The sequence below is a fragment of the Chitinivorax sp. B genome, from assembly GCF_005503445.1.
GTDB lineage: Bacteria > Pseudomonadota > Gammaproteobacteria > Burkholderiales > SCOH01 > Chitinivorax.
Window position 1 is genome coordinate 1 of sequence record NZ_SCOH01000011.1, and the last position, 18,659, is coordinate 18,659.

Genomic DNA, 18,659 nt, shown 5'->3' on the forward strand with positions numbered 1-18,659 from the left:
TTCTTCACACTCTGCGCGTCCACGATCAAGAACCTGCTGCAGGCGTTGCGCCCCCGTTTCTCGCGGGCCGCGCCAACCTGATTTTTTAAGCGCCTGCTCCAGCAGGCTACCACCCTCACGTGGCTCGCTCCAGATGGTGAAATAGGAATGTACTGTCCGCCATTTTGGAAAAGCATCAGGTAACATCCGCCACTGACAGCCACTTCTGAGCAAATACAGGACCGCGCAAAAGACCTCATACAAATCAATGCGGCGTGGGCTGGTCTTCTTACGGGCACTTTCCAGTAATGGCCGGATCACTTCAAATTGGGCACGACTAATGTCGCTCGGGTAGCTTTTTCTCATCTCCCAAGTGTCTCACATTCAACCAATCACAAAGACTTTGAACAGGCTCTAAGACGCGGCGGACCGTGTCAGGACACGGGCACCGGCAGCAACATCCGTCATTCAAATCATGGTGGGCTGCGCCATGTCCCGACGCTGCCGACAGTACTCAAAGGCGCGGCGGATTTCGGCGCGTAGTTGATCGTCTTCCCATGGCTTGGACAAGAAACGGAAGACCTCGCCACGGTTGATGGCATCTCTCACAGCATGAAAGTCACATTGGGCGGACAGGATCATGCGCACCGTATCCGGGTGGATACGCTTAACCTTGGCCAGCAGGTCGGTACCGGACATGGTCGGCATGCGCTGGTCGGACAACACCACATCCACCTCATGCTCCGCCATGATCAACAAGGCCTCAGCCCCGCTGCTGGCAGTAAAGATCTGGTACCCCTCGTGCCGCAATACCCGTTGTAATGCCTGCAGAATGAACGGCTCATCGTCGACCAGCAGCAGCGCCCGCATCAATTGTGGGTGACGCGTATCCAGCTGTAGCCGCTTGCCGGCTTTCAACATGTCGGTAAAGCCACCTTCGCTGATCGGCTTGGAAAACAGATAGCCCTGCAACATGTCACACCCACAACGACGCAGGTAAGCCAGCTGTGCTGCCTGCTCAATACCTTCCGCTACCACTCGCAGTGACAGGGCATGCGCCAGCGCAATGATGCCTCGCACCATGGTGGCATGGGCCACATTGTCCACAATACTCCGTACGAATCCCTGATCGATCTTCAGCACATCCAGCGGAAACTCGTTCAGATAGGCCAACGATGAATGGCCAGTACCAAAATCATCCAGCGCGATCTGCACGCCCAATTCGTGAATCTTGGCCAACATGGACCGAGTCAGCCCCGGATTTTGCATGGCCATGCTTTCGGTCACTTCCACCTCCAGCCAACTGGCATCAATGCGGGCCGCCTGCATGGCCTGCCCCAACAGACTGGCCAGATGCGGGCTGCGGAACTGGCGCGGCGACAGGTTGACAGCCAGTCTCACCGGACCCAGTTCACTTGCCCGCAGTCGAGCCGCGACCCGACACGCTTCGCCCAGCAACCACTCACCAATTGGTTCGATCAGGCCACTTTCCTCCGCCACGGTAATGAATTCGACCGGCGATACCATGCTGCCATCGGCCCGCTGCCAACGCAACAGAACTTCGGCGCCGCAAATCTCGCCCGTGTGCAGGTCAACCTTCGGCTGAAAGTGCAATAGCAGCTCGTTTCGCTCCAATGCTTGCGATAACCCGGCTTCGATTTGCAGGCGACGTGCTGCTGCATCGCTACGTTCTCCTTTGGCCTGTTCGATCGCATCGCCACCCAATGCCTTGGCAGCGTACATGGCGGCATCGGCCCGCTGCATCAACATTTCAACGGTGCTACCATGATCCGGGAACACGGCCACGCCAATACTGGCTGACAATGGAATACTGCGTGATGGCGGCAACTGGAACGGCGGCACCAATGCTTGGCGAATACGTTCTGCCACGGTACGTGCGGCGGTATCGGATTCGACTTCTGCCAGCACGATGGCGAATTCGTCTCCGCCCAACCGGGCTACCAGATCTTCTTGCCGCAACAACTGCCGCAAACGTTCGGCAACCTGTCGCAGGATATCATCCCCTTTCGGGTGGCCGTAAGCATCGTTGACGTGCTTGAAACGATCCACATCCAGCATCAACAACACGCATTTGTGATGATACCGCTCGGCCGAGGCCATTGCCCAACCCAGGCGCTCCAGCAGCAGCACCCGGTTGGCCAGCCCGGTAACCGCGTCATGGGTCACTTGTCGTAATAGATTAGCCTCACGACTGAGGGACTCGGTCACATCCTCAATCAACGCAACCAGGTGGTCTTGCCCCGACTTGGCCACCAACGGCCAGGTTGTCAACTTGAAACGTCGATGCTGGCCAGCAGGACGATGCCCCGACAATTGCAGGGTCGCTGCGCGCGGCGATTGCAACACCTCGGTCAACAGCTTGGCGGATTCGGCGTCCAGCACGATACCTGGCAATCCACCCTGTGCGACACGCACCAACTCATCGGCCTGTGCACCCAACCGATAACGCCACGCCGGGTTGCAGTAGGTCACCGGATATCCGGCAGTACCAGACCAGATGACGACACCATCGCGGCACCCCCCAAACCAGTAGGGCCAGGCCGATAGGGTTAGCCCTAGGGCATCCACCCGACAGGCAAACCGTGCAGCCTGCAACAGGCCAGCCCGGCGCCCGAACGCTCGTCGGCCACCTTTGACAGGTCGCTTTCCGGCGTGGGGTTTATGGCCTTTTTTCATACACAGTCTCCATATGGGTCAACTGCAGGGCCCCAAAACACGTAACACTTCATCGGCAGTGGTATGCCCCGCAACCACTTTGCGATAGCCGTCCTCCAGTAGTGACCCGGCCTCCAGCGACCGGGCATAGCGAGAAATTTCTGCTGGATTGGCGCCGCCGGCGATCAGATGACGCAAGGTATCGTCCGGCACCAGCACTTCGTATAACCCTACCCGGCCCTGGTAACCAGTTTGATGGCAACGTGTACAACCACCACCCCGGCTGGCTATTTCGGGTGCTTTGGCAAATGCCTGCCCCAGCTTGCGATAAGTGACGGGATCAATCGGCACCCGCTGTGCGCAATAACTGCAAATACGCCTGACCAGCCGCTGAGCAATGATGCCCTCCAGTGCGGTGGCAATCACATGTGCCTTGAGGCCCAGATCCAGCAACCGTGAAATCGTGGCAATTGCCGAATTGGTATGCAGCGTGGAATACACCAGATGCCCGGTCATCGCAGCATGAAATGCCACTTCAGCGGTGTCCAGATCACGAATCTCGCCCAGCATGATCACGTCCGGGTCTTGCCGAAGAATGGCGCGCAGCACCAACGGAAAGGTCAAGCCAATGCGTTCCTTGATCAGCACCTGGCCTGCCATGTCCATGTAGTACTCGACCGGGTCTTCGATCGTGACGTAGTTCTTGGTGGGGGTCGCACTGGTCTGCAGCATGCTGTATAGCGTAGTGGTCTTGCCGGAGCCAGTCGGCCCAGTCGCCAGCACAATGCCCTGTGGTTTTTCAACCAGCAACTTGACCTTGTCCAGATCACTGTCCGATAAACCCAGCTCCTGAATGCCAACCACGGTATTGTTGCGATCCAGGATACGCATCACCACCTTTTCGCCATTGATGGTCGGCAAGGTCGAGATACGCAGATCCACAATGCGATTGGGCGCCTTGACGGTAATACGGCCATCCTGCGGGCGACGACGTTCGCTGATATCCAGTTCGGACATGATTTTCAAGCGCGACACCATGGATTGGTGCAGATTGTGCGGGATGTGGATCTTGTCGATCAGGATGCCATCAATACGGTAACGGACCACGACATTCTTGGTACGTGGATGGATATGAATATCGCTGGCCCCAAGGCGGATCGCCTCCAGCACGATCACATTCACCAACCGAATGGCTGGTGGCTCTTCGGTCGCATGCAACAGGTCTTCAAGCGAGGCAACTTCGTCTTCCTCGATGACGATCTCGATGCCTTCATACAACTCGGCCCCACCGACCAACGTCTGCAAATCCTCAAATGAAACGTCGGCCTCTTCCTGAACATAAGTCGCCACGATCTTCTGGCGAATTTCGCGAATGCCAGCCAGCACCGGCACCACATCCAGCCCTGAGACAAAACGCATATCGTCGATCATGCCCATATCGAGCGGATCAGCCATGGCCAGCAACAGCCGCTTGCCTTCCAGCTTCAACGGCATCACCAATTGCCGCTCGCAAAAGGCACGCGGAATCAGTTCTACCAGTAGTGGATCGATATGCATCTCGGCCAAATCGACCTGCTCGATCAACAGATCTTTACGCAGCACTTCATGAATGGTGGCTTCAGCCACCCACCCTTTCTCCAGCAACAGCTGCATGATGGGTTCGCGTTTGTTGAGCTGCAGCCGGTGTAGTTCCTGAACCTGGCGTTCGCTCAACAGGCCTCGTTTTGCCAGCATGATGGCCAGCTGGCTGCGGTTGCTCACCGTCATTTTGGCCAGCGCGGCGATCTCCTTTTGCTTCTTGGCAATATCCTGCTGCAGCAGCTTGTTGCGTTGAACCAGCTCATACTGTTCCAGGGCCAGTGCTACCGTGATACGTAAGTCATCATCATTCCAAGGCTTGAGAATGAATTTGTAGACTGCCCCTTCTTTGATCGCGGCCAGTACCGCACCGGTATCTGCCTGCCCAGTCAGCATGATGCGGATCATGTCCGGCTGCATGTCTTTGGCACGCTTGAGCAGCTCACCACCCGTCATGCCCGGCATCAGATAGTCACAGATCATCAGTTGATAGGCCTGACCACGCAATTGCTCGATGGCAGCATGGCCGTTGGCTGCGGTATCGATCTGGTAGTTTTCCTGGCGGAACACCCGTTGCAGCGCTCGCAGGACATTTTCCTCGTCATCCACCAACAACAGTCGATAGGCTGCTTTCGCCGGTACCGGGGTATCGACGGTGTCGGTACTGCCAGTGAACAGGGTTCCGTAGCGGCTCATGGCTGACCGATCACCGGGAACAGCAAGGTCACCGTGGTACCCTGTCCCGGCTCGCTGACAATGTCGATCTCACCTTGCTGCGCCTGCATCAGGTCGCGGCATACAGTCAGGCCCAGGCCTTTACCTCTTCCAAAGGCCCAAGCAGTGAAAAATGGCTCGAAAACCCTGGCCAGCACAGCTGGCGGCATGCCGATACCGGTGTCACTGACCTGCACAGCCACCTTGTTGTCGATCACGCTGCAGCAAACCTTGATCTCCCCCCCACTTTCAGTCGCCAGCAACGCGTTATGCAGCACATGGAACAGTATCTGGTTGACCTGCCCGGGCGCCACCAGCACCTGCGGCAACGGGCCAAACTGACAGATGATCGACAATGCCGCCGGATACTGCATGCCCAGCATTTCAATACTGAGCCGGATCGGATCACCCAGCAGCAACGGCATGGCCTCGGTGGAATCGACAGCCGAAAAAGCCTTCAAATCCTGCACGATGCGCGCCACCCGATCCAGCCCGCCGATGCTTTCCTGCACCAGATCCGTGAAATCAGGCAGCATGAAATCCAGATCATACTTGGCCAAGGCTTGATCAAAACTCAGCTTACCTTGGCGCACCTGGGTCAGACACAGCGCAATCTGCTCCAGGTAATTGAGCGCACTGTTCATGTTGCTGCGTATAAAACCGATCGGATTGTTGATCTCATGGGCCACGCCAGCAGCCAGGCCACCGACTGCCGCCAGCTTTTCTGCGGTGAATAGCTCTCGCTGCTGGGCTTCGATCACCTCAACCTGTTGCTTTACCTGTAAATCCAGTGATGTCGCCAGCTCACGATAGCGCGTTTCGGATTGTTGCAGTGCCTGTTGCTGCTCACGCAAGGTTGCGTTGTCGGTGGCCAGGGCTTCCAGATGCACCGAGGCAGCCATGCGATAACGCTGCACGCCACGCATCAGCTGAGTCAGCATGCTGGCAGTCGCAGCCAGCTTGGCCTGATTGGCCTGAGCAGCATGGAGCTGACCGATGGGTTCGAATTCCGGCGCAATAGGTATCGACCGCATCCCGTCCGGTAAGGGCGGGTTGCCCAGCAACAGCTGGCCTGTTTCATCAGTGAGCCAGCACGGGCCATCCAGCAGTGTCGACAACAGGGCAGTCAGCGGACCCGCGGGTAAATCACGCAACAGATCCGCCAGGGTCGGGTCCTGATCGTAGCGGGCAAGTGGTGGGGCCAGGTGCATGATTCAATCCATCAGGAAGGTCACGAACTGCTCGACTGATACGCCAAATTGGGCCTGCAGTGCATGCTGCCCGTCCAATTGGCGGAAAACAGCCGGCATCAACGCCGCCAGAGTTTCTCGTACGCCCTCACCTTGTAAGGCACTGGCCAATGACAACGGCCAAGGTGTAGCCGACCAGCGTGCATGCAGCTCGGCTTCCGGTACAATCTGTGACAGATCACGTTTATTGAACTGCACCACCAATGGCAGTGTTTCTATATCCAGCCCGACTCGCTGCAGGTTATCAGCCAGGTTATCGAACGATTGGGCATTGTTGAGGGTTTGCGATGTTTGCGAATCCGCCACAAATACCACGCCGTCAGCCCGTGACAAGACAGCCTTGCGCGTGCTGTCGTGTGCCACCTGCCCGGGCACGGTATACAACTTGAACTTGATCAGATCCCCTGATGGCGCACGAAATCCCATCGGCAACAGATCAAAAAACAAGGTTCGGTCATGCTGCGTCTCCAGCATCATCATGTCTCCGCGGCTGGGCGGTGCTAACAAGTCATGCAGACGGGTCAAATTGGTGGTCTTACCGCTCAGAGCCGGGCCGTAATACACCAATTTGACCGTCAACTTGCGCGCTGCTTCGTCATATTCAGCCATACGGTTTCCGCTCAAAGAGAAACTACACTGCCAACCAAGCCAAGTTTAGTGCAAAGGCTTGATCTCGATATGCTCCGTGGGTTCAACCTCTTCCAAGTCATCGAATATTACCGAGCCATCCTCACCCCACTTCACTTTGGTGATACCGGGCGATTCCGACTCCAGTCGACGCAACTCGGCCTCCTGTCGCGACAGCTTGCCACGCTCGACACGGATAATGTCGGCCAGCCGCTGGTTTTCCACCAGCAGGTGGCGCATCTGCAGGGCCTGATGCACCGCAGCAGTCAATTCCGCATCTCGCCATGGTTTGCTGATGAAGCGGTAGATACCGGCTTCGTTGATCGCACTCATCAGGGCATCGAAATCCGTATAGCCCGATAGAATCATGCGTACCGCATCAGGCTGAATTTCACGGAATGCCTTGAGGAAGGCCACGCCATCCATCCCCGGCATGCGATAGTCTGAGATCACCAGCTCGAATGCCACTTCACTGGCACGTGCCAACGCTTCGCGCGGTGAAGTGAAGATTTCCACAATCGGCCCGGCATCCGCTTCCCGGGCAGCCAACAGGCGCCGAAGCGCACTCAGGATATTGGGCTCGTCATCTACCAGCAAAATACGATACATACCTACCACCCCGCTTTGTCGATCAGTTGATTCCCATATTCGCCGGGCTCATCCCGGTGGCCGGATACTGCGCAGTATTTCGCTCTTTTCACCCCGCAACACCCTCAGCAACTCCAGGCGTGCGCGCTCTGATGTGATGCCCTGCCCAGCCAGGTATTCGATCAGTTGCTGAAAACGGGCACGCCGCTTGAGGCCAGATTCCGACACATCCCGACGGTCTGTGAAAAAATCCATCAAGGTCGAACCGCAAATGCAGTTTCGGTAAGCCTCAACAATCACCATATCGTCGTCATCCCACGATTGCTTGAGCCCGGTCTGCCCTTCACGAATAGCACGCGTCTCGCGCAGAAAACTCTCCGGTGTCTCGAACACATGTCCACAGTTGGCACACCGCTTGGGAAACGCCGACTCAGCCAGCGCTTTCAGTCCGGCCAAAAAATCATTCACATCCATGATGTCCTCCTCATTCGCGGACCATCATTGACAGGCCATGCTCAACCCGCCGGTTTATGCTGCACGACAATCTGCATCGGCTTGCCTTCGCTCTGCTCAAAATGCTTGATTTGCTCAATGATGCGCGTATCCAGCACATAATCCCGCGCCAGCAGCAGCACCCCGTCACGGGTCACCAGATCACGAGCGAGTATCATGCCCGGCACCAGCGCGGATGAAGTAAGGATGCGCTCATCCCCGCCTTGCTTGTTCTTGAGCTCGGCCAACGCACCTTCCAGCGCATCCACCACCTTCGGGTCATATCGCTTGCCAGCACCTTGTTGAATCATCTTCAGTGATTGATCGGGGGTATACAGATTGGGTTGCAGCGAACCAATCTGCAACCCATCGTATTCATTGGCAACTGCCAGTATGCGCGCGCCAATCGGGATGTCGTTCTCGGCCAATGCATCAGGAAAACCCAGCCCATCGAAACGTTCGTGATGATGTCGGATCAGCTTGCCGACACTGGCCAGTTGCTCCAGTGCCATCAGGGCGGTTTGCCCCTTGGCTGGGTGTTTGATCACCAGATCACGCTCTTCGGCGCTCAACTTGTAAAACGGCTTGCTCAGCAATGCATCCGGCAGGCCAATCTTGCCGATGTCGTGCAGCAGGCCTGCCAGGAATATCTCATGGATATCCTGCTCCGGCCGTTTCATCTGGATCGCGATCTGCCGTGCCAGCTCGGCCACGCGTCGGGAATGCCCCGCCATGTTGCCGCCACGCAGCTCGATCAAGTTGGAGAATACCTTGATGGTGGTGACATAGCTCTTCTTCAGCTTTTCATGCGCCTGATCCAGGAACAACATGGCTTGTTCCAGCTCCTGCGTGCGTTCCTTGACCCGTTCTTCCAATCCGAAGTTGAGCTGTTTCAATTCCTCGTTCTGCCGTTCGGTCACCTCCAGCAACCGAGCCCGTTCGGTTTGTAGCCATTTCACCTCGAGTGCTTGCTTCACCACCATCAGAATCTCATTGTCATCCCAAGGCTTGGCGATATAGCGGTAGATCTGCCCTTTGTTGATGGCATCGATCGTAGAACTGACTTCACTGAAACCAGTGAGCAGGATACGGATTGCATTCGGGCACAATTGTCGGGCTTTTTCCAGAAATTGCGCCCCATTCATTACCGGCATCCGCATATCGGAAATGATCAGATCAACCTCCCCTTCCTCCAATAGCGCAATGCCCTCTGCACCACTCCCCGCAGTCAGAACGTTATAACCATGTGGACGAAACAATCGACGCAGCGAGGCCAGAATGTTCGCCTCATCATCCACCAGCAACAAAGTCGGTGCCCGATTGACCATCTGTGGAGCAACAGGCTCCAGCGTATCGGTATTCACGATTGCAGTTCCTCATCCTTGGCTGTCTGCCTGATCGGCAACCAGATACGAAACGCGGTCCCCACACCAAGCTGGCTGGTCACCTCGATTCTGCCCCCATGCTTTTGCACAATACCGTAGGACAATGACAGGCCCAGGCCCGTCCCGGTCCCGACTGGCTTGGTGGTGAAAAACGGGTCAAAGATACGCTTGAGGTTTTCTTCTGCAATGCCGGCCCCTGTATCAGCAATCTCCACCCAAATCCAATCGTCCTCCTGCTCGGTCCGCAACGTGATGACCCCTTGATCGGCGATGGCATGGCTTGCATTGACCAGCATGTTCAGGAACACCTGATTCAATTGCGATGGCAGACACTCGATCTCGGGAATCGCGTGATAATCCTGCACGATTTCGGCCTTGTACTTGAGCTCATTACGCACAATGTTCAGCGTGCTATCCAGGCAACGCCGCAAGTCGGCATACTGCCATTCATCGTCTGCCCCAGTACGCGAGAAATCTTTCAGATCTGCAACGATCTTTTTGATGCGCCCCAGTCCTTCGGTACATTCGGCAAACAAAGCCCGCACATCATCCCGCAAAAAATCGAGATCGGCCTGACGACGCTGCCCTTCCAATAGCATGCGTCGCTGCGTCGGCAACTCCGGTTCTGCTTCCACATAGGCAGTCAACAGCTTGAAGATTTCATCCAGATACCCGGACAACGCTGACAGGTTGGAATACACATAACCGATCGGGTTGTTGATCTCATGCGCCACCCCGGCCGCCAACTGGCCAATCGAGGCCAGCTTTTCGGATTGCAACAACTGGCTTTGCGCTTCTTCCAGTTGGTGTTTGCTGGCCTCCAGTTCCTGATTGCGTACCAGCAGGTCTTCCGTACGTTCCGCCACACGCAGCTCCAGCGCTTCGTTGGCTTGGCGCAACGCTTGTTCGGCAGCGGCTTGCAAACGGCGTTGTGCACTCTGCCCCATCTCATGCTCGATCACTGCTGCCAGCCGATACAGGTTTTGCTTCAACAGAAAATTGCTGGCACCTGACTTCAGCAGTGCGACGGCCGCTTCCTCTCCGATCGCACCGGTCAACACGATGAAAGGCATATCCGGCCAAGCCTGATGCACCATATCCAGACTTTGCCCGACCGCAAAACCCGGCATACTGTAATCGGATACAACGACATCCCAGCGACGCTCCAACGCCGCCTCAAGCGCATCCGGCCGGCTGACCCAGGCCAAGGAGATCCCGGGATAATGACGTGACAACTCATGCCGGACCAACAGAGCATCGTTCTCATCGTCTTCAATCAATAGCACGCTGATCATACGATCCACCTGCCTTGTCTAACCATCATGGCGGTCGATGAATTCCGCCATATCCAACGTCGCTTCCCGTGGCATTTCCGACCGATGCAACGGTAACCACAAGCGGAAACGGCTTCCCTCACCCACGACACTGTGTACTTCGAATCGACCGCCATGCTTGCTGACAATGCCATAGGCAACCGACAATCCCAGCCCAGATCCTTCGCCGATGGGCCGGGTGGTGAAAAATGGATCGAATATCTTGCTCTGTACCTCGGCACTCATACCGCTGCCGTTATCGGCAACCTCAAGCCAGACTTCATTGGCAGCGGCACCACAGGACAAGGTGATGGTGCCACGTCCGTCTATCGACTGCATGGCATTCACCAGCAGGTTGAGCAGTACCTGATTGATTTGTGAAGGCTGGCATTCCACCAGCGGAATCGGTTGATAGTGCCGCACTACGTCTGCCACCTCACGTAGTTCCGGGCCCAGAACGTTGGCCGTACTGTCCAGACAGTCTGCCAGATTGACCAAGGTCCACTCATCTTCCATCCCCACCCGCGAGAAATCCTTCAGATCTGCCACAATCTGTTTGACCCGCCCCAAGCCGGCACGAGACTGTTCCAGCAGGACGGGTAGATCGTCCTTCACAAAGGCCAGATCCGTCTCATTCTTGTAATTGGTCAGCATGTCACGAATATCCTGCGCCAACGCCTTTTCAGATGCCTCATAAGCCTGAATCATGCGTAATAGGCCCACTACATAGTTCTCCAACGTGCACAGGTTGGAGTGCACATAACCAATTGGATTGTTGATCTCATGCGCCACACCGGCTGCCAGTTGACCGATGGAAGCCATTTTCTCTGCCTGGTAAAGCTGGCTGTGGGCGGCTTCCAGCTTGGCGTTGATTTCCTGCAGTTCGACATTGCGTTGACGCAGATCGGAAGTACGGGTGTGCACCAATTGTTCCAGGCCAGTGCGGTAGGCGGCAAGCTCCAGTTCCTGCGCCTTGCGCAATGAAATATTGATCAAATAGCCCTGCAGCAAACGTCGTCCATCCTGCTGGCGCCGCACGGCATGCAATGCCACCCAGATTTCGGTGTCATCATCACGCAACAATCTGCACTCGTGGTCAAAACGGCCGTCCGTACTTTGTTGGCAGCGCATTTGCAAGGCATCCCAATCGGACTTGACCATACGTTGTTTTAAGAAGTCTGGTTGCAGCCAGTCGTGCAGTGGCACGCCCAGCAAATTGACCGCTTGGGAACCAACGAAACGCAGGTGCCAGCTGTCAGCATCTGCTTCCCATGGCACCACGTTGGTCGACTCCACCAGGCTGCGATAGCGATCTTCGCTTTCAGCCAGATCAGCCCGGGCCTGATCGAGCTTGCGTACATCCCCGGCCAGCGTAGCCAGCATGTGGTTGATCGCGTCCACCAGAATGTCCAGTTCATCTGGCGGCTGATTGCGCCGCTTTTCAGGCAAGGTTACCGAGGTATTCAAGGATTGCAGATCCAGCTTGCTTGCATACTGTGCCAATGCAGTCAGGTGACGACTGACCAGCTGCCGGAAGATCAGCAGGATCAGAATGGCAACACAAAAGGTCTTGAAAACCTGAGTCACGGTGATCACCAGCACCCTCGAGATCACCCGTGAATACACATCTTCCTTGGTCGCCACTATCCGGATCTGGCCAACGTGGATTGTTTGCTGATCAGTCATGAAGCTCACGGGTTCAGTTCTTTCCAGCATGTCTGCCACCACTGGCGTACCGGCTTCAGCCATTTTCCGGCCGATGGTGTCAACGAAGCTGGCATAACGTATGTCGGGGCTTTCCAGAAATCCCTTCAAGACCGACTGCAGCTGACCGCGATCGAAGTTCCATGCAGCTGAGGCCAGTATCTCCCGATTGGCGCGCACCATGTATTCCAGCCGCGTCTCGATCTGCGACATGTCACGCCGGTAGTCGCTCAGCAGTTGAATCGCCGTCGACAGCAAGGCGAATACCGTACTGACCAACAGAATCAGGCATAGCAACCGCCAACCAAGCGGATGCGCCTGTGGGTAAGCAATGGCACGTTTCAGCCATGCCATCAATTGCGTAATCACAGCCCTATCCTTTTTGTCTTCGGCTCGGCAGGCATTGGTCTGCCAACCGTTTGTCAGCGCGCTTCAGCTTGCATTTCCGGCATATCTGCTTCCTGATGGATCGGCAGCCAGATCCGGAATGTAGTCCCTTGGCCTTGCACACTGTTCACGTCAATATGCCCATGGTGCTTTTGCACAATGCTGTACGAGAGTGACAAACCCAGCCCGGTCCCTTTCCCGACCGGCTTGGTGGTAAAAAATGGGTCGAAAATCCGCTTCAGGTTGTCCGGGGCAATGCCACCACCGGTATCCTGAAACTCCACCCAGGCCAATTCACCATCGCATCCACTGCGGATCCAGATGGTGCCGTGTTCCTTGATGGCATGGCTAGCGTTGACCAACATGTTCATGAACACCTGATTCAATTGTGACGGCAGGCACTGTACTTCTGGCAGCTCGCCATACTCCTTGACCACGTTGGCCTTGTATTTGACCTCGTTGTGAACGATGTTCAGGGTGCTGTCCAAACAACGGTGCAGATTGGCAAACTCCCATTCGCTGGAAGAATCTACCCGTGAAAAATCCTTCAGATCCTGCACAATCTTCTTCACCCGGGTGATGCCTTCCTTGGACTCAGCCAGCAAGGCCGTCAAGTCATCTCGTAGGAACTGCAGATCAGCGCGTTGTTTGGCCGGCTGGATCACCGATTGCTGCACCGCCTCCGGCAGGCCTGCTTCAACTTGCTCATAGGTTTCCAACAATGCCAGCAGGTCATTGATGTAGCCTTCCAGACTCCCTAGATTGGAGTTCACGTAGCCAATCGGATTGTTGATCTCATGCGCCACCCCTGCTGCCAATTGGCCAATGGAAGCCATCTTCTCGGATTGCAACAATTGATCCTGCACTTGCTTGAGTTGCGAATTCAGCAACTGCAGTTCGTCGTTGTGCTTACGCAACTCGTTCTGGCTGCGGATGGTTTCGCTGATATCCCGCGCAATGCAGGAAAAATGATCGAACTGACCACTGCCATCGAACTGCGCCAGCAGTACCGCCGACATCGGCACCGGCTCCCCTCCCGGCCGGGTCACTTTCAGCTCGCCCCGCCACATGCCTTGTGACATGGCGGTCGGGATGGCCACCGCCTGCAGTTGCGCGGCAGATTCCGGTGTCAGTAAATCATTGACATGGACATGTGACAGGTCTGCCGTTGCCTGCAAGCCAAACAAGGTACGACCGGCACGATTCAAATAGATCAACAACCCGGCAGAAGCCGCAATCATCACCACATCCGAGGTATTTTCGGCAATCGACACCAGCCGGGTATGAGCTGCCTGCATCTGCTTGAGTTCGGTCAGATCGATGTGCGTGAGAATTGCCCCCCCTTGCACGCCTCCCTGGCCACCGATCCAGGGCGACACCCGCATGATCAGGTTACGTTGCTGGTCGTGATACAGGCAGGAATATTCGATCTCGCTACGTACCTCTCGCCCCGCCAATGCCAGCCTGATTGCCTCGGCCGTTTGCTGGCTGGGGGCGTAGCGGTCAAACAAGGCGCACGCATTCAGGTAATTTTCACCAGGTGCGGGTGCATGCAAGGGGTCCGGTAAATCCTGACCCTCGGTAAACTGGTCCCAGGCCTGGTTGCGAAGGATCACCACCCCTTCACGATCAATCACCGCAATATGTTCACCCAACGAGGCCAGCACACTTTCCAGCAATACTTGCTGGCGACGCAGTTCTGCTTCGGCCTCGCGTCGCTTCTCAATGTCGTTTTCCAGCATGCGTGTGGCAATTTCCAACTCCTGCGTACGTGCCAGCACCGCACTTTCCAATTGCAGGTTGTTCTGCTCCAACGACAAGGCGGCCTGTTTGGTGCGGGTAATGTCAACATCCAACTGAAAAAACTGGTACACCCGATCATGCGCATCCCGCAACGGCACAATGGTACTTTGCAGCCAATAGGCCTGGCCTGCCGCATTGAGACGACATAACTCACCTCGCCAGATCTCGCCGCCATGAATCTCCTGCCATAGCTCACTGCCTTCGCTGAAATACTGTGGATCCTGCAACTGCTGAGTGATCAGACTGCCTCGCAGCACTTCGGGTACTTGCCCTGCCAGATGACTGTAAGAGTCACTGACATAGATCAATCTTCCCTCCAGATCGAACAGACAAACGATACCAGCCTGAAACAGGGCCTGACGCTGCGCTTCGTGCTCCGCAAGAATGGATTCCAGGTTACGGGAGATGATGTCACGTTCGGCAATATCCTCCGCCACCCCCAGAATGGCATCCGACATCATCGGCGTATTGCCCAATGGAATCAGCGTGACCCCAAGCAATGCCTCACTACCATCCGGCAAGGGTCCGCGTCGCTCAAAGTATTGCGACTCCCCAGTCTGATGGGCGTGCAGGGCATGCTGCTGTGCCGCCACCGCCAGATCGCCGGGCAGCACCTTGGTCAACGGGTGATTGAGGATATCGCCTTCGTTTCGTTCCACCAGATGCATGAACGCCTGATCGCACCATGCAACCCGCAACCGGCTATCCCAACACCATGTCCATCTTCGGTTTGCTCTTGCCATGCTTGCCTATCCCGTCCTCAGCGTGGTCACAATACGGCCGCCAAGGCATTGGCCTTGCGCCAAGCCTGTTTCAGCACCCCTCGCAAATCACGTTCGTCACGCAAACCGCAACCGCTCCAAGCAGCCTCTTCACAGGGCGGCACCGCATCCCACTCGGTTCGCCCCACATCCAACGCATGTGCCAGCACATCCGCCAGATGTACTACACAGGCCATTGGCATCGCGGTTGACCCTGGCTGATGATGCAGCCTGATCGGGTCGACAATGTGAGGTGGAAAGTGCCAGGCCTCTGCCAGTGCAGCACCAACATCGGTATGGTCAAAGCCATGGATTTCGTGCTCGACCAGATAGGGAGAACAATCCCGTTCATTGGCAATCCTTGCGACCTGATCGAAGGCCTCCGGTAACAACAGACACAACACCGGCTTGCCGATATCGTGCAGCAATCCAGCAATGAAAGCCTGTTCCGCGGGCAGATCCTGTCGGCTGGCCAATACCTGGGCACAGGCCCCGGCAGCCAGGGTATGGCGCCAAAACTCCGTCATGTTGAGCATGGGCGACGAAGCCGGTGGCACCCGTGACATCACCACCAGCGACGCTACAATGGCCCGGGTATTGCTCAAACCCAGAATATTCATGGCTTGCTGCACGCTATCCACCCGACCGGACATGCCATAAAACGGTGAATTGGCCACTCGCAGCAGCCTTGCCACCAGTGTCTGCTCTCGCGCCAGCCTGGCGGATAATGACGGCAGGTCAACATCATCTTGGCTGACCGCCTTCAACAACTCGGCCATTCCTGCTGGCAAAGTCGGCAACTTGTCCGACCTGGATACCAACTCTCGCATCTGGTCAAAGGTCATGTATCAGCCTCATTCATTAAATCCGATACTCCATGGCGCAAACGCTGCAACCAGATCGAATCGCCAGCGTGGCGAAACAGGTGGTCCAACCGACGAGTCAGCGCCAGCCCGGTTGGCCGCGCTGCCGGCGGCGCCAACACCACATTGGCAATATGTGAACGTTCCAGCACTGTCAGCAGCTCTTCGGTCACCATGTCACCTGCCTGAGCCAGACATTGACCCTCGGCGTCACAGATCGGTTGGATGACCATCATGCCCACACAAGGCGGTCCGACTTCCATGGTGGTAACCGTATCGGCATTCATCTCGTTTGCTCCGGTATCAACAACACGACACAACCACGCCCAAGCGAGCTGCGCCCCAACGGCTTGCATTCGACCCGAAACCATCGATCCCGCCAGATCAAGGTATGGGTCGAGGCCTCATCCAGGGTGATCACCTGACACAGTGAAGGTGGCATGCCTTCTTCCACCAGCATGCCGGTGAGCGGGTTGCCATCCAGTATTGCGACCGCCATCTGATTGGCAGTGGCAATCAGGCCATCCTCACCAATCCCGATCACACCAATCGGCAATTGGTCAAGAATCTCTTGGGCAATCCGCAAGGTATGGACATTGGCCAGCACTTCCCGGGTCTTTTGTTCAACCCGTCGCTCCAGCTCGGCATTGGCATGTGAAAGTTCGTCGGTCAGTCGCTTGTTTTCATTGCCCAACGAGTAATGATGGAAGGCATCACGCACCTGGGTACGCAGCAATTCGTCTTCCCAAGGCTTGGTAAGAAACCGGAACACCGCACCGCGATTGATGGCATCGGTGACGGAATTCAATTCCGTATATCCGGATAATATGATTCTGACGGTATCGGGCTTGACTTGCTTGGCTTGGCTGAGGAACTCGGAGCCCGTCATGCCGGGCATGCGCTGGTCGGAGATGATGACCGACACCGGCTCACGCTGCAGGATATCCAACCCTTCCTGCCCACCATTGGCAGTCAGGATACGATACCCCTCCCGCCGGAACAAACGGGACAGCGCAGCAAGGATGTTCGGTTCGTCGTCGACCAGTAACAGTACCTGCTCCATACCGATCCTTTAGACGGTATTGCCTGGCCATTCGACACCTTGCCCGACCAGACGAACAGCGGTTTACGGTCAAATACGACTTCTATCATTCCTTTTTAGCTTATATTGCCGCGTTATGCAGCCACATCGCCGTATCTACGCGCAATCCATTGTGTGACAGACAATTGAAAACAGGTGACTTCAAGACCCCATTGCGCCATCTGGTGGTGGCTATACTCAAGTCATCAGCATCCATCAGCATGGTGTGAACATGGTTCGAGCCTGGTTATCTGTCTGGCTGTTGCTGATATCGCTACCGGCCATGACGGCAACAATTGATGTAAATTTTCCGGTCAGCCGCGATGGGCGACATGTATTTTTCCAGCAACTGGTCACAGAATCGATGAAGGTGGCTGGTTACACCGTCAACCTTCAGGAAATCGATGTGCCACGCCATCGGCGTTCGTTTCTGGCTCTGGAACAGGGCGAAATCGATCTGATGTATCTGCTACCCAGCCCAGAGCGCGATCAACTTTTCCGACGTATCAACCAACCCCTGACACGTGGACTGATCGGCAACCGTATTCTGCTGGTACCCGCCAGCGCCCTTGGTCGCTATCAGCATATCCATTCATTGAAGGATTTTCGCGACGCCAAACTGGTTGCCGGCTTTGGTGCAGGCTGGGCGGACATCACCATCTGGCGTACCAATCAACTGCCCTTCTACGTACATCAGGGCGACTGGACTGCACTCTATCGGCTGGTCGCCTCACAGCAACGTGGTGTCGACTACTTTCCAAGAGGGGCCAGCGAAATTTTGCTGGAGGCCGCCCAGTATGCTGAGTTGGTGATCGAACCCAATCTGGTGCTGACCTATCCATCCGATTTCTATTTCTATGTCCATCCTGATCGGGCCGATCTGGCAGAAGCGCTGGATATCGCATTACAAAAAGCCATGAAAAATGGCGTGTATGAGCAACTGTACAAACAGCATCTGGCACCGATTGCACAAAAACTGCGGCTCAACGACCGCCGCATCATCCCGCTGGTGCTGCCAGACAGCAACTGATTGGGATAAAACATCATCGTATCGTGCCAACAGACAATGCCAATCCATAACCAAGCAATGGCAACTTACCACACCTTGAAATTACCGCCACGCCACAGGCTACAACCACCTCTAGACATATGTGCCCACGTATCCTAGGAATAAAAAAGCCCCGAACGAAGTTTGAGCTGATTGTGCGGTCACTGGCTTTCTGTTTACCACAAGATCAATCTGTTGCAAGCTGGGGATGCCACCCGGTGTCATCAGATGAACATAGCACCAAGCTTAAAATTTGTTCTGGATTTGTCATGAGCGGCTGAAGCGCAGTGTAAAAACCGTCATGTATGTGGCACATATGACGATTTTGAGCAGCACATCAACCACAATCGCGGCCGCACAATAAGATATTGAACAGGTTCTTACCGGCAGGCAGCTGCCACCCGCCGACT

14 protein-coding genes and 1 pseudogene are annotated in these 18,659 nt (G+C 55.8%); 1 reads left to right on the top strand and 14 read right to left on the bottom strand.

Going from position 1 to position 18,659, the window contains the following annotated elements; translation table 11 throughout:
• The 14 genes and pseudogenes from FFS57_RS08670 to FFS57_RS08735 all read right to left on the bottom strand — a co-directional run.
• Nucleotides 1–345 (bottom strand): annotated as a pseudogene (locus FFS57_RS08670) (transposase); the annotation flags it as partial.
• Between the two features lie 102 nt (nt 346–447).
• On the bottom strand, nt 448–2,676 hold the full coding sequence (locus FFS57_RS08675; RefSeq protein WP_137937391.1) for an EAL domain-containing protein: 2,229 nt from the start codon (nt 2,674–2,676) through the stop codon (nt 448–450).
• An 18-nt stretch (nt 2,677–2,694) separates the two neighbouring features.
• Complete coding sequence (locus FFS57_RS08680) at nt 2,695–4,929, bottom strand: ATPase, T2SS/T4P/T4SS family (RefSeq protein ID WP_137937392.1); 2,235 nt, start codon at nt 4,927–4,929, stop codon at nt 2,695–2,697.
• Entirely contained in the window at nt 4,926–6,158 is a 1,233-nt protein-coding gene (locus FFS57_RS08685; protein WP_137937393.1) for a sensor histidine kinase, read from the bottom strand. Before FFS57_RS08685 ends, FFS57_RS08680 begins: the two co-directional genes overlap by 4 nt.
• A 3-nt stretch (nt 6,159–6,161) precedes the next feature.
• Nucleotides 6,162–6,806, bottom strand: a complete 645-nt coding sequence (locus FFS57_RS08690; RefSeq protein ID WP_137937394.1) for a GTP-binding protein — start codon at nt 6,804–6,806, stop codon at nt 6,162–6,164.
• A gap of 45 nt (nt 6,807–6,851) precedes the next feature.
• Nucleotides 6,852–7,433: a response regulator gene (locus FFS57_RS08695; RefSeq protein ID WP_137937395.1), complete on the bottom strand. Its 582-nt coding sequence runs from the start codon at nt 7,431–7,433 to the stop codon at nt 6,852–6,854.
• 48 nt (nt 7,434–7,481) lie between these two features.
• Nucleotides 7,482–7,886: an oxidoreductase gene (locus tag FFS57_RS08700; RefSeq protein WP_137937396.1), complete on the bottom strand. Its 405-nt coding sequence runs from the start codon at nt 7,884–7,886 to the stop codon at nt 7,482–7,484.
• 41 nt (nt 7,887–7,927) lie between these two features.
• Nucleotides 7,928–9,268 (bottom strand): response regulator c-di-GMP phosphodiesterase, NosR family, encoded by a 1,341-nt coding sequence (gene nosR, locus FFS57_RS08705; RefSeq protein ID WP_349306725.1) that lies wholly within the window; start codon nt 9,266–9,268, stop codon nt 7,928–7,930.
• Nucleotides 9,265–10,584 carry an ATP-binding protein gene (locus tag FFS57_RS26090; protein WP_283204905.1) on the bottom strand — a complete coding sequence of 440 codons (1,320 nt, stop codon included), beginning with the start codon at nt 10,582–10,584 and terminating at the stop codon, nt 9,265–9,267. Before FFS57_RS26090 ends, nosR begins: the two co-directional genes overlap by 4 nt.
• Nucleotides 10,585–10,602: 18 nt before the next feature.
• The gene (locus FFS57_RS08715; protein ID WP_137937397.1) at nt 10,603–12,675 is read right to left on the bottom strand and encodes an ATP-binding protein; all 2,073 of its coding nucleotides are present in this window, start codon (nt 12,673–12,675) and stop codon (nt 10,603–10,605) included.
• A 53-nt stretch (nt 12,676–12,728) separates the two neighbouring features.
• Complete coding sequence (locus FFS57_RS08720; RefSeq protein ID WP_137937398.1) at nt 12,729–15,239, bottom strand: PAS domain-containing protein; 2,511 nt, start codon at nt 15,237–15,239, stop codon at nt 12,729–12,731.
• Between the two features lie 26 nt (nt 15,240–15,265).
• The gene (locus FFS57_RS08725; RefSeq protein ID WP_137937399.1) at nt 15,266–16,102 is read right to left on the bottom strand and encodes an HDOD domain-containing protein; all 837 of its coding nucleotides are present in this window, start codon (nt 16,100–16,102) and stop codon (nt 15,266–15,268) included.
• Entirely contained in the window at nt 16,099–16,407 is a 309-nt protein-coding gene (locus FFS57_RS08730) for a hypothetical protein (RefSeq protein WP_137937400.1), read from the bottom strand. Before FFS57_RS08730 ends, FFS57_RS08725 begins: the two co-directional genes overlap by 4 nt.
• Nucleotides 16,404–17,183, bottom strand: coding sequence for a response regulator (locus FFS57_RS08735; RefSeq protein WP_137937401.1), 780 nt, complete (start codon nt 17,181–17,183; stop codon nt 16,404–16,406). Before FFS57_RS08735 ends, FFS57_RS08730 begins: the two co-directional genes overlap by 4 nt.
• Nucleotides 17,184–17,433: 250 nt before the next feature.
• Here FFS57_RS08735 and FFS57_RS08740 point away from each other — a divergent pair, with 250 nt between their 5' ends.
• Nucleotides 17,434–18,231, top strand: a complete 798-nt coding sequence (locus FFS57_RS08740; RefSeq protein WP_137937402.1) for a transporter substrate-binding domain-containing protein — start codon at nt 17,434–17,436, stop codon at nt 18,229–18,231.
• Nucleotides 18,232–18,659 lie beyond the last annotated feature (428 nt).

Excerpts from the sequence above, each read along its gene's own strand:
- FFS57_RS08690 (WP_137937394.1), bottom strand. The coding sequence starts at position 6,806 with ATGGCTGAATATGACGAAGCAGCGCGCAAGTTGACGGTCAAATTGGTG.
- FFS57_RS08720 (WP_137937398.1), bottom strand. The coding sequence starts at position 15,239 with ATGGCAAGAGCAAACCGAAGATGGACATGGTGTTGGGATAGCCGGTTG.
- FFS57_RS08700 (WP_137937396.1), bottom strand. The coding sequence starts at position 7,886 with ATGGATGTGAATGATTTTTTGGCCGGACTGAAAGCGCTGGCTGAGTCG.
- FFS57_RS08685 (WP_137937393.1), bottom strand. The coding sequence starts at position 6,158 with ATGCACCTGGCCCCACCACTTGCCCGCTACGATCAGGACCCGACCCTG.
- FFS57_RS08680 (WP_137937392.1), bottom strand. The coding sequence starts at position 4,929 with ATGAGCCGCTACGGAACCCTGTTCACTGGCAGTACCGACACCGTCGAT.
- FFS57_RS08735 (WP_137937401.1), bottom strand. The coding sequence starts at position 17,183 with ATGGAGCAGGTACTGTTACTGGTCGACGACGAACCGAACATCCTTGCT.
- FFS57_RS08740 (WP_137937402.1), top strand. The coding sequence starts at position 17,434 with ATGGTTCGAGCCTGGTTATCTGTCTGGCTGTTGCTGATATCGCTACCG.
- FFS57_RS26090 (WP_283204905.1), bottom strand. The coding sequence starts at position 10,584 with ATGATCAGCGTGCTATTGATTGAAGACGATGAGAACGATGCTCTGTTG.
- FFS57_RS08725 (WP_137937399.1), bottom strand. The coding sequence starts at position 16,102 with ATGACCTTTGACCAGATGCGAGAGTTGGTATCCAGGTCGGACAAGTTG.
- FFS57_RS08730 (WP_137937400.1), bottom strand. The coding sequence starts at position 16,407 with ATGAATGCCGATACGGTTACCACCATGGAAGTCGGACCGCCTTGTGTG.
- FFS57_RS08695 (WP_137937395.1), bottom strand. The coding sequence starts at position 7,433 with ATGTATCGTATTTTGCTGGTAGATGACGAGCCCAATATCCTGAGTGCG.
- FFS57_RS08675 (WP_137937391.1), bottom strand. The coding sequence starts at position 2,676 with ATGAAAAAAGGCCATAAACCCCACGCCGGAAAGCGACCTGTCAAAGGT.